Here is an 11,549-nt window from a genome sequence, read left to right on the forward strand (position 1 = left end):
AATGACGGAAAATTAAAGGGGCTCGCGCACGCCGAGCCCGTGCATGAAGCGTTCCCGGATCTGCACGGGATCGCGCCTCGTGGCGCCAACGCCGGGCTTGTCGTCGATACGGACCGCGATCAGGCTCGGCTCGGTGGCCGACATCGCCGCTTCGACCAGGCGTTCGAAATCCTCCTCGTCCGCCGCCCAGGCGCTGCTGGAAAGGCCGGAGCCGACGGCAATGGCAACGATGTCGGCGACACTTGCCGCAGGTGTCGGCTGTGCGCCGGTGATTTGGTAGATGCCATTGTCCATCACGACCATGATGAGGTTCCTCGGCTTCAGGCTCGCAATCGTCGAGAGCGCGCCGAGCTGCATCAACAGCGAGCCATCGCCTTCGAGCGCGAAGACGCGGCGGTCGGGCTGCGCCAGCGCGACCCCGAGCGCGATCGGAAAGGCGAGCCCCATGCTGCCCAGCATGTAGAAATTCTGCGGGCGGTGGCCGGCGGCCCAGAGGTCGAAATTGGTGTTGCCGATGCCGCCGATCACGGCTTCCTCGTGCTTCAGCTTTCCAATCAGGCGTGAGGTCACGTCGAAGCGATTCATCACCTTGGTGTTGCCAGTGTTCATGTCGGTATTCATTTTGGCCGACCTCACTTGTCGAAGGTCTTGCCGCCGGTGAGCAGCGGGTTGAGGATCAGCGCCACGGGCGCCTGCGTGGTGACGGCCTGCTTGATCGAGCGGTCGGCAATGAATTCGAGCTCGTCGAGCCGGGTGATGGTGTGGTGCTCCAGAGCCAGCGAGTCCAGGACGGGCCGCATGGTGCGGCAGACCAGCGACTGCCCGTAGTTGAACTCGCCGAGCGTGCCTCGCTCGGAGACGAACATGATCAGCGGGATCTGATAGGGCACCGCCAGCGAGGCAAGGACGTTGGCGAGCGTGGCAAAGCCGGAGGTCTGCATCAGCACCGCGCCGCGCCGTCCGCCCATCCAGGCGCCCGAAACGATGCCGACCGCCTCCTCTTCGCGGGCGGTGGCGAAAGCGGTGAAGAAGGGATCGGCATGCAGGTTCTTGATCAGAGGGGTCAGCACGCGATCGGGCACGTAGGGGATGAGGCTGATCTCGTTCCGTTTCAGGGTCTGCAGGACGATGTCGTGCCATCTGTTATCGCCCGCCGCCGGCGTCGCCTGCCGTTCCGCAATCGCCATCGCGTCCTCCCTGCAGCCGCGCATGCTTCTTGGGTCTGGCCGTCGCGGCGATCGGCCGAACTTGACGGAGCGGGCGGGATTGTCAACATGTCCGGGCCGCACCGTGATCTGCGCGGAACAGCCTGTCGTGGCCGGCGCCGCCATGTCATAAGCGGCGACAACGAAAAACGGGAGGGGGCACGGACGGGCGCGCATTGCGCTGACCCTTGCGGATCTCCCTCGATAGCCGGAAGGGTCCTGATGTCCGTCAACAGCAAGCGCGTCTTCTACGTCAAATATCTGGCCAATCCGATCTATATCGACATCCTGAAGGCGCGGCCTGACGTCCGGCTCGATCGCATCGAGAACGAGAGTCCGGAGGACTTCTACGCGCCGATCCTGAGCGCGGCGCATGTCTATCAGATCGGCGCCGCCCGGGACGAGCTCGCCCCCCATTTCCATGTCGATGCCGCCCTGCTGAAGCGTACGCCGAACCTGCTGCTGGTCTCAAGCAACGGCGCGGGCTTCGATCCAGTCGATGTCGAGGCCTGCACCGATGCGGGCGTGCTGGTCGTCAACCAGTCCGGCGGCAATGCTCATTCGGTCGCCGAGCACGCGCTGGCGATGATGCTGACGCTGTCCAAGCGCATCATCCAGTCCGATCGCCGCCTGCGCCGGGAGCGCGACGTCAACCGCAACGATCTGGTCGGCAACGAGGTCGAGCACAAGACCGTCGGCATCATCGGCCTCGGCAATGTCGGCCGCCGCATCGCCGCGCTGTGCAAGGGCCTGCTGGGCATGAAGGTGCTGGCCTACGACCCGTATTTGTCGGCCGAAGTGATGGCCGAGCGAGGCGGCGAGAAGGTCGAGCTCGACGAGCTGTTGCGCCGTGCCGATTTCGTCTCGATCTCCTGCCCGCTCGACAAGGGTAGCCGCAACATGATCAGCACGCGCGAGTTCGCGCTGATGCAGCCGCATGCGTATTTCATCACTACGGCGCGCGGCTTCATCCACGACGAGGATGCGCTGCTCCAGGCCCTGCGTGACAAGCGCATCGCGGGTGCCGGCCTCGACGTCTGGTCCAAGGAGCCGCCGCCGCCGGATCATCCGCTGCTCCAGTTCGACAACGTGCTGGCGAGCCCGCACACCGCGGGCGTGACCATCGAGGCGCGCCAGAACATGGGCCGCATTGCCGCCGAGCAGGTGCTGGACACGCTCGACGGCAAGCGCCCGCCGCGTATCATCAATCCCGAGGTCTGGCCGGCTTACGCGGCGCGGTTCAAGCAGGCGTTCGGGGTGATGCCGGGGTAAGGACAACCGAAGCGACGCGGGGCGAGAAATCGCCCTTTGGCTTTGATCCGCGTCAAAATCTCCTTTCCCCGAACGGCTTAAATGGGACTAGAGTGCTGCCGGGGCAGCAGGAGGTGCCATGGCTACTTATGTCGTCAGGTTCATGAAGAACGTGCTCGGCGAGTACGGTCGGCAGTGCGAGGTCTGTCAGGGTACGCTCGAGGTCGACGCCGCCGACGAGGACGAGGCCACGGAGCGGGCGAAGGCAAGGTTCTGCAAGGACCAGGCGTTGCATCACTGGTCGCTGCATGCCGACCGCATCCAGGTCAGACCGGCTGACTTTCCGTCCTGAGCTCTAGCGGCCCGCCGCCATGACGGGCGGAGGCGCCGTTGTCCCGGCGCCGAGCGAGCGCTGCACCATGACGGTGTCGGACCAGCGGCCGTGGCGATAGGCGACGCCGCAAAGCAAGCCTGCGCGCGCGAAGCCGAATTTTTCGTGCAGCGCCAGCGAGGGCGCATTGTCGGCGTCGATATAGCCGATCATCTGGCGGAAGCCGGCCGCCGCGCACGCGTCGACGAGCTCCTGGAGCAGCAGCCGTCCGATCCCGCGGCCAAGGTGCTCGTGATGGACGTAGATCGAATGCTTGGCCGTGTAGCGATAAGCCGGCCGCTTGCGGAATAGCACGGCATAGGCATAGCCCACGACCGCGCCACGATAGGTGGCAACCAGGTGCGGCAGCCGGGTCTGCTTCAGGTTCTTACGCCGGTCACGCAGGTCGTCCGGCTCGGGCGCGCCGGTTCCTTCGACGTCGCGGGGCACGCCATTGCGGACATGATAGCGGTAGATCGCCAGCATCGCCTCGACATCGGTGTGACGTGAGGGGCGGACCAGAACCTGTTCGTCACTCGCGCGCGCAGCTGTTTCGTTCATCGGCACCTACTCGGCAACGACGTAAGTATAGAGCCCGATGCGGCCGTTCGCATCGAGCTCCTTGTAGACGCCCTGGATTTCCACATCGAAGCCCGGAAAGGTGTTGAAGCAGGTCTCGAACATCTTGAGATAATCAATCATGGGCCTGGCGCGCTCGTTGAGCCTTTCGCCCGGCACGATGGTGGCTATGCCCGGTGGATAGACCACGAAGGGCGTGGTGGCGATACGGCCCGCGATCGCCTCGATCGGCAGATAGTCGACGTCATTGCGGAACAGGTAACGCGCGGCGTCGCGGGGCGACATCGCGATCTCGGGCATGTGTTCCGGCATGAATTGCCGCGCCTGGAGTGCGCTGACATCCGCGGCGCGGAAGAAGCGGTGCATCTCGCCGCAGAGGTCGCGCAGGCGCGCGCCGGCATAGCGCGCCTGTCGCCGCTGGCAAAACTCGGGGATGACGTCGGCGAGCAGCGCGTTGTCGTCGTGCAGCTTCTTGAACGCCACGAGGCCCGAGATCAGCGTGCCGGCCTTGCTGGCTTCGACGCCGGGCGTGAGCAGGAAGAGCAGCGAGTTGAGGTCGTTCTTCTCGGGAACGATGCGGTTCTCACGGAGATATTGCGCGACGACCGGTGCGGGGATGCCGTGCTCAGCATAGGCGCCGGTGGTGCGATCGAAGCCGGGCGTCAGCAGCGTCAGCTTGTTCGGGTCGGTCATGGCAAAGCCCTCGGTGAGGCCGGGGAAGCCATGCCAGGCGCTGTCGGGAGAGAGCTGCCACAACGCGGGATTGGTGGCGAGCTCGTCGGTGGAGAGGGTCTCCCAGGCGACGTTGTGCGCAGCGCCGGGGCGGCTGACATCGGGAATGGCGACGCGATCCGGAACAAACGGTTCGAAGAACCAGCGCCGCTCCGGATTCTGCTCCTTCTCCTCGAACTCCCGGCGCATCGCCCGCATCTTCTTGCGCAGCTCAATGCCGAGCCGGATCGTGTCGTCCCACAGCACTTCGCCGGAGCGGCCCTTCATCATCTGCGCGCCGACGTCCAGTGACGCAAAGAGTGGATAGAAGGGCGAGGTCGAAGCGTGCTGCATGAAACTCTCGTTGAAGCGGCGGTGTTCGACGCGCCGCTTCTGGCCGCGGATGTGGCGGTCCTTGATGTGGATCTGCGAAGCCTGCGAGAAGCTGGCGAGCTGCTTGTGGGTCGACTGCGTGGCGATGATGCCGGGCGCTTCCGGGGGAAGGTTGGAGAGGCCCATGGCAAAGCGGCCGGCATAGAGCGGATGGAACTTCATGAAGCCGGCCCAGGCCTCGTCGAAGAGGATGTATTCGCACAGATGGCCGATGCGTTTCAGGATCATCTCGGCGCTGTGGATCGTGCCGTCATAGGTGCATTGCTCGACCACGGCGACGCGGAACGGCCGTTCCTTGCGCCAGGCCTCCTTGTCCGTGATCAGCGGGTGGCTGCGGATCGCCTCGCGCAAGGCCTTCTCGTCGAGCATGTCCCAGCGCATCGGGCCGATCAGGCCCCAGGCGTTGCGGACGGTCGGGACGTAGACCGGGACGCCGCCGTTGATCATCAGCGCGCCGTGATGGGCGGCCTTGTGGTTGTTGCGGTCGAACAGCACGAGATCGCCGTCGGTGACGAGCGCGCCGAGCGCGACCTTGTTCGAGGTCGAGGTGCCGTTGAGCACGAAATAGGTCTTCTCCGCGCCGAAAATCTGTGCGGCTTCCTTCTGCGCCCTCAGCGCCGGCCCCTCATGGGTGAGGAGATCGCCGAGATCGAGCACGGAATTGTCGAGGTCGTCGCGGAACACGGACTCGCCGAGATGCTCGACGAACACGCGCCCGATCGGGCTTCGGTTGTAGAACACGCCGCCATTGTGGCCCGGGCAGGTCCAGAGCTGGTTGCCTTCCTCGGCATAGTCGACCAGCGCGCCGAAGAACGGCGTTTTCAGCGTCTCGGCGTATTGCTTCAGGCGGCTGATCAGATTCTTGGCGATGAAGGTCGGCGTCTCCTCGGACAGGAAGACGTAGCCGTCGATGAAATCGAGCACCTCGACCGGCAAATCCTCGAACCGCTTGCGGCGGATCAGGAGGATGATCGGGAAGTCGAGGCCGCGGCGCCGCATCAAGTTGATCAGCGCCGAGGTCTTGCCTTCCAGCCCCTTCTTGCCCCAGTCCACCACCATGCAGCCGATCGCGGCATCGGTCTGCACCGCCATCTCGGCGTCCTCCAGCTTGCGGGCCCGGACCACCTCGAAGCCGGAGCGCTGGATCTCCTCGATGATCTGGTTGAAGCGGATGCCTTCGAGATCGTCGGCATCGAAAACGGGTGCGGCGAACAGGAAGTTGAAACGCTTGAAATAGTCCATGTCAGGTCCCGAATGTGGAGGAGACACAGCTCTCGGCACATTCGATGACAGTTGGATGACAACCCGAGTGCCGCGGGATTGTTCGAGTGTCTACGGCCTCAGTCCAGCAGCTTGTCCAGTGTGATCGGGAAGCGCCGGATGCGTTTGCCGGTGGCATGATAGACGGCGTTCGCAATCGCGGCGGGCACGCCGACGACCCCGATTTCGCCGAGCCCCTTGACGCCGAGCTTGTTGATCCGATTGTCTGGTTCGTCGACGAAGATGACGTCGATGTCGTGAATGTCGGCATTCACGGGAATGTGGTACTCGGCGATGTTCGCGTTCATGATGCGGCCGAAGCGGTGGTCCATCACCGTCTCCTCGTGAAGCGCCATTCCGATGCCCCAGACCACGCCGCCCATGATCTGGCTGCGTCCGGTCTTGGTGTTCAGGATGCGCCCGGCTGCGACGGCGCTCACGATCCGCGTGACGCGGATGATGCCGAGCTCTTCATCCACCTTGACCTCGGCGAACACCGCAGCATGGGTGTTGCGCGCGTGCGACTTGTCCTCGGTGAACTGGTTGAGCTTCTCCTTTTCGATCCGCTCGAGCTTGCTGTGGCGCATGATGTCCGAGATGGAGACGGTGGTCCCGTCCTTGCCGCTGCCGGCGAGCATGCCGTCGGCAAAGGTAATGCTGGCGGGATCGACGTCGGCAAGTGGCGAACCCGGCATCGCCTTGGCGTGCCGAACGAGTTCCTGGCGGATCTCCTCGGCTGCTCCCAACACGGCGTGCGCGCTGGACGCCGCCATCCAGGATCCACCCTGGACAGGAGCTTGTGGCAAGGTCGAGTCGGCGAGCCTGACGCTGATGTTCTCGATCGGCAGGCCGAGGGCGTCGGCCGCGACCTGCGCCACGATGGTGTAGGTGCCGGTGCCGATGTCGGACGCGGCGCAGGAGACCTCTGCATGGCCGTTGGCCGTCAGCGCGATGCGGACTGCGACCGGCATCTGCAACGCCTCCCATACTCCCGTCGCCATGCCCCAACCGACCAATTCCTTGCCGTCTCGCATCGCGCGCGGTTCGGGATTGCGGCGGTTCCAGCCAAAAGCTTCCGCACCGCGAGCGTAACATTCGCGCAGTTGCTTGCTGGTGTAAGGCAGGTCCCCGGTCTGGTCGCGGTCCGAATAGCACTTCAGGCGCAGCTCGATCGGATCGAGTTTGAGTGCGACGGCCAATTCGTCCATGGCGCATTCGAGTGCGCAGACGCCCGTTGCCGCGCCCGGTGCACGCATGTCGCTGGGCGTGACGACGTCGAGGGGAACGAGCTTGTGGGAGGAGCGGCTGTTGGGGCTTTTGTAGAGCTGCTCCGCCCAGCCGGTATCGTTGCGCGAGAAATCCTCGTAGCGCGAGGTTACCGCAATCGCTTCGTGCGTGACCGCATCGAGCGTGCCGTCCGGCCTTGCACCGAGCGCAACGCGCTCGATCGTCATGGGACGATAGCCAAGGCCGTACATCTGCTGCCGGGTCAGCACGACACGCACAGGCCGCTTCAATGCGAGCGCGGCAAGTGTTGCCAGCACCACCTGGTGCTGTGGCCGAAGAGCGGAGCCGAAGGCGCCGCCGACATAGGGCGAGATCACGCGGATGTCGTCCGGCTTCTTTCCCAGAACGCCGCAGAGGAACTTCTGCACGTTCTGGACGCCTTGCGTCTTGTCGTAGACGGTGAGCCGGCCGCTGTCGTCCCAGACGGCCGTCGTTGCGAATAGCTCCATCGGATTGTGATGCTCGGTCGGAAGCACATAGTCCGCTTCATGACGGACGGCCGCCTGCGTCATTGCCGCTTCGGCATCACCGCGCGGCTTGTGCGGCTGCTCGACTTCGGAAGCCCTGCCGCGTTCGGATTCGAGATCGGTCGCAAACGCCTCCTGCTCGTACTCGACGCGAACGCGCGTTGCCGCGAATTTGGCGGTCTCCCAATCCTCGGCGACGACGAGCGCGATAGGCTGGCCGTTGAACTTGATCCTGTCGTCGTAGAGCGGACGGAAAGGCGAGCCCTTCTCCGGCGCCACCTCGTCCTTCCAGGCTTCGTCCTTGTCGGCGAGGGGCGGGCGATTCGCATGGGTCAGCACGTCGACCACACCCTTGACCTTCAGCGCCTCGCTCGTGTCGAGGTGGGCGATGCGCCCGCGCGGAATGGTTGCCTCGACTACAAACCCATGAAGCAGACGGTCTGCCGCGAATTCTCCGGCATATTTCGCGGCTCCGGTGACCTTGGCACGGCCGTCGACGCGCGACGTTGGTGTTCCGACATAGGCGTTCATCGGTGCCTCACGCGATCTTCTTGTGAGCTTGGGATTGCGGCGTGGCGTTCGTGGCCTGCATCAGAGCCCGCACGACGGCTCGGCGCGCCAGCTCGATCTTGAATCCATTGTGTGAACCGGCGGTTGCTCCCTGCAGCAGCAGATCGGCGGCGTGCCCGAAATGATCCGGTGTCGCGGCCTGGCCGCGCAACGCCGCTTCGGCCTCGAGACTTCGCCAAGGCTTATGAGCAACGCCGCCGAGGGCAAGACGCGCTTCGCCGATCGCGTTGCCCTCCAGTTCGAGCGCCACTGCGACCGAGACCAGGGCGAAAGCGTAGGACAGTCGGTCGCGGATCTTCAGATAGCTGTAGTTCCGGCTAAAGCTGTGCGGCGGCAGTTCGATGGCAGTGATGATCTCACCTTTGCCCAGAATCGTATCGAGATGAGGCTTGTCGTCCGGAAGCCGATGGAAATCCGTCAGCGCAACGGTGCGCGCGTCCACGGGGCCGGCGATGTGCACGAGCGCGCCGAGCGCGGCCAGCGCCACGCTCATATCGGATGGATTGGTCGCGATGCAGGACTTGCTGGCACCGAGGATAGCGTGGTTGCGGTTGAGCCCGTCGAGTGCCGAGCAGCCCGTGCCGGGGCTTCGCTTGTTGCAAGGCGTCGTGGTGTCATAGAAGTAGGCGCATCGCGTTCGCTGCATCAGGTTTCCACCGACCGAAGCCATGTTACGCAGCTGCGCGGAGGCGCCGGCGAGGATGGCGCTGGCGAGCAGGGGGTAGCGCTGCTCGATCAGTGGGTGGTAGGCGAGGTCCGAATTCGTCACCAAGGCGCCGATACGCAGGCCGCCATCGGCGGTCTCCTCGATGCCGCGAAGCGGCAGGCGGGAAATGTCGATCAGGCGAGAAGGCCGTTCGACGTTCTCCTTCATCAGGTCGATCAGGTTGGTGCCGCCGGCAATGAGCTTTGCGCTCGGATCGGTGGAGAGCAGGCGAATGGCATCAGCGACGTCGCTTGCGCGGGAGTATTGGAAGTTGTTCATGATCGGCTCATGGCCTGCTCGATCGCAGCGACGATGTTGGGGTAAGCACCGCAGCGGCAGAGATTTCCGCTCATCAATTCCCGGATCTCGTCGGCGTCGCGTGCCCGGCCTTCGGCCAACAGGCCCGCGGCAGAACAAATCTGTCCCGGCGTGCAATAGCCGCACTGAAACGCATCATGATCGATGAAGGCCTGCTGCAGGGGATGCAGCGTGCCGTCCTTACCCAGGCCTTCGATCGTCGTGATCTCGGCGCCATCCTTCATGACGGCGAGCGTCAGGCAGGAATTGACCCGTCTTCCGTCGACCAGCACGGTGCAGGCGCCGCATTGGCCGTGATCGCAGCCCTTCTTGGTGCCGGTCAACGCCAGCCGGTCACGCACGGCATCCAGAAGCGTGGTCCACGGCGCGACTTCGAGTGTGCGCTTGGTCCCATTGACGAGGAGGCTGATTGGAATGCGTTCGAGGGGCTGATCGGTCATATCGGCCATATTCGTTCCCTGCGGAGGGGCCGAGCTGCGCGAGTTTGCAAGCAGACAAGAGGATGCGTTGCCGCCGCTGGCCAATAGCGCCCAACGGATGACGGGATGCTTGGTTCCCACCGGTGCTTGGATCGCCCGGACGAGATCAGCGCTTGGTGTCGGCGAACACCACGGTCGGCACAGCGCGGCTCACGACCTCGCGCAGCGCGAAACTGGATTGCACGCGGGCGACGCGGGGCAGCCGCGACAGTTCGGTGCGATGGATGCGCTCGAAATCCTGGATGTCGCGAGCGAGCACGATCAGGATGTAGTCGTCAGTGCCCGACATCAGGAAGCAGCGCACGATGGAGGGGCATTTCACCACCTCGGCCTCGAATGCCTTCAATGCGTCGTCGCTTTGGCTTTCCAGCGCGATCCGCACCAGCACCGTCGTGGTGAGGCCGAACTTCGCGAGGTCGAGCGCAGCCTGATAGGCCTGGATGTAGCCGTCGTCCTCCAGCGCCTTCTGCCGCCGCGCCATTGCGGTGCTTGATAGCCCGACCTTGCTGGCAAGCTCGGTGTGGCTGGCCCGCGCATTGGTGGTGAGTTCCGCGAGGATGGCGAGGTCTTTCCGGTCGAGGGCCAAGGTTTCGATTCCAGCGTGAAAGGAGGTTTCCGCGCCGGAAACCGGCGCGCAGGCTTTGAACCTAGCGGATATTTGCATGAAACCAAACCGCCGCCATCGCTACGATGATGAGTGGAATCAATGCTTTGGAGGAGCAGAAGATGCGCGTCGGTGTTCCCAGGGAAATCAAGGTGCAGGAATATCGCGTCGGACTCACTCCCGGCGCAGTCCGTGAATATGTCGCCGCCGGGCACCAGGTCACGGTCGAAACCGGCGCCGGCAGCGGCATCGGCGCATCGGATGAGGTTTATCGGCGGGCAGGGGCCGCGATCGCCGAAAGCGCCCGCGATATCTTCGCCAAGTCCGACATGATCGTGAAGGTGAAGGAGCCTCAGAAAAGCGAATGGGCCCAGCTCCGGGAAGGCCAGATCCTGTTCACCTATCTCCATCTCGCGCCCGACCCGGAGCAAGCCAAGGGCCTGCTCGCCTCCGGCTGCACCGCGATCGCCTATGAGACCGTCACGGATGCGGGCGGCCACCTCCCGCTGCTCGCGCCGATGAGCGAAGTCGCCGGCCGCCTCGCCATCGAGGCGGCCGGCGCCGCGCTCAGGCGATCGGCGGGCGGGCGCGGGCTGTTGCTCGGCGGGGTGCCGGGCGTACAACCGGCGCGGGTGGTCGTGCTCGGCGGCGGGGTGGTCGGAACGCAGGCGGCACGCATGGCAGCAGGGCTCGGCGCCGAGGTCACGGTGATCGACCGCTCTATTCCTCGCCTGCGCCAGCTGGACGATCTATTTGCCGGGCGCGCGCGCACCCGCTTCTCGACGATCGAGTCGGTCGAGGAGGAGGTGTTCGCCGCCGACGTCGTGATCGGCGCGGTGCTGGTGCCGGGCGCAAGTGCGCCGAAGCTGGTCACCCGCGCGATGTTGTCATCGATGCGTCCGGGCGCCGTGCTGGTCGACGTCGCTATCGACCAAGGCGGCTGTTTCGAGACCTCGCATCCGACCACGCACAGCGATCCGACCTACGAAGTCGAAGGCATCGTGCATTATTGCGTCGCCAACATGCCGGGCGCGGTGCCGGTGACGTCGAGCCAGGCGCTGAACAACGCCACGCTGCCGTTCGGCCTGATGCTCGCGGGCAAAGGCTTTGCCGCGGCGCTGGAAAATCCGCATCTGCGCAACGGACTCAACGTGCATCGCGGCCGGATCACGAACAGGGCGGTGGCGGAAAGCCTGGGCCTGGAGTTCGCATCGGTCGAGAGCGGGCTGGCGGCGTAGTTTTTTCTTCCCTTCTCCCCTTGTGGGAGAAGGTGGCGCGAAGCGCCGGATGAGGGGTTTGCTCCGCGTCCAACACCGTTCGCAAGGAGAGAACCCCTCACGCGGCTTCGC

Annotated in this window: 11 protein-coding genes; 3 read left to right on the plus strand and 8 right to left on the minus strand. The window is 64.7% G+C overall.

What is annotated here, in order from left to right; translation table 11 throughout:
* Positions 1-12: 12 nt before the first annotated feature.
* Together ACFDR6_RS21995 and ACFDR6_RS22000 are read right to left on the minus strand one after the other, a co-directional pair.
* Positions 13-621: a thiamine pyrophosphate-dependent enzyme gene (locus ACFDR6_RS21995; RefSeq protein WP_212092362.1), complete on the minus strand. Its 609-nt coding sequence runs from the start codon at positions 619-621 to the stop codon at positions 13-15.
* Between the two features lie 11 nt (positions 622-632).
* Positions 633-1,187 (minus strand): thiamine pyrophosphate-binding protein, encoded by a 555-nt coding sequence (locus ACFDR6_RS22000; RefSeq protein WP_375859467.1) that lies wholly within the window; start codon positions 1,185-1,187, stop codon positions 633-635.
* 240 nt (positions 1,188-1,427) lie between these two features.
* Here ACFDR6_RS22000 and ACFDR6_RS22005 point away from each other — a divergent pair, with 240 nt between their 5' ends.
* Entirely contained in the window at positions 1,428-2,477 is a 1,050-nt protein-coding gene (locus tag ACFDR6_RS22005; protein WP_212092364.1) for a hydroxyacid dehydrogenase, read from the plus strand.
* 118 nt (positions 2,478-2,595) lie between these two features.
* The gene (locus ACFDR6_RS22010; protein ID WP_212092365.1) at positions 2,596-2,808 is read left to right on the plus strand and encodes a hypothetical protein; all 213 of its coding nucleotides are present in this window, start codon (positions 2,596-2,598) and stop codon (positions 2,806-2,808) included.
* A 3-nt stretch (positions 2,809-2,811) separates the two neighbouring features.
* Here the strand turns inward: ACFDR6_RS22010 and ACFDR6_RS22015 are convergent, their stop codons facing one another.
* The 6 genes from ACFDR6_RS22015 to ACFDR6_RS22040 form a co-directional block, all read right to left on the minus strand.
* Positions 2,812-3,387 (minus strand): GNAT family N-acetyltransferase, encoded by a 576-nt coding sequence (locus ACFDR6_RS22015; protein ID WP_317240297.1) that lies wholly within the window; start codon positions 3,385-3,387, stop codon positions 2,812-2,814.
* 6 nt (positions 3,388-3,393) lie between these two features.
* Positions 3,394-5,751, minus strand: coding sequence for an Orn/Lys/Arg family decarboxylase (locus ACFDR6_RS22020; RefSeq protein WP_375847614.1), 2,358 nt, complete (start codon positions 5,749-5,751; stop codon positions 3,394-3,396).
* A gap of 98 nt (positions 5,752-5,849) precedes the next feature.
* On the minus strand, positions 5,850-8,054 hold the full coding sequence (locus ACFDR6_RS22025) for a xanthine dehydrogenase family protein molybdopterin-binding subunit (protein WP_375859468.1): 2,205 nt from the start codon (positions 8,052-8,054) through the stop codon (positions 5,850-5,852).
* 7 nt (positions 8,055-8,061) lie between these two features.
* Positions 8,062-9,078: an FAD binding domain-containing protein gene (locus tag ACFDR6_RS22030; RefSeq protein ID WP_375859469.1), complete on the minus strand. Its 1,017-nt coding sequence runs from the start codon at positions 9,076-9,078 to the stop codon at positions 8,062-8,064.
* Positions 9,075-9,566: a (2Fe-2S)-binding protein gene (locus ACFDR6_RS22035; protein ID WP_375859470.1), complete on the minus strand. Its 492-nt coding sequence runs from the start codon at positions 9,564-9,566 to the stop codon at positions 9,075-9,077. The genes ACFDR6_RS22030 and ACFDR6_RS22035 overlap by 4 nt, the downstream gene beginning before the upstream one ends.
* Before the next feature lie 136 nt (positions 9,567-9,702).
* Complete coding sequence (locus ACFDR6_RS22040; protein WP_375859471.1) at positions 9,703-10,182, minus strand: Lrp/AsnC family transcriptional regulator; 480 nt, start codon at positions 10,180-10,182, stop codon at positions 9,703-9,705.
* A 140-nt stretch (positions 10,183-10,322) separates the two neighbouring features.
* Between ACFDR6_RS22040 and ald the strand changes: the two genes are divergently transcribed.
* Entirely contained in the window at positions 10,323-11,438 is a 1,116-nt protein-coding gene (gene ald / locus ACFDR6_RS22045) for an alanine dehydrogenase (protein WP_375859472.1), read from the plus strand.
* The last annotated feature ends 111 nt before the right edge of the window (positions 11,439-11,549 follow it).

Origin of the sequence: Bradyrhizobium tunisiense, from assembly GCF_042263385.1 — a bacterium.
Lineage (GTDB): Bacteria > Pseudomonadota > Alphaproteobacteria > Rhizobiales > Xanthobacteraceae > Bradyrhizobium > Bradyrhizobium tunisiense.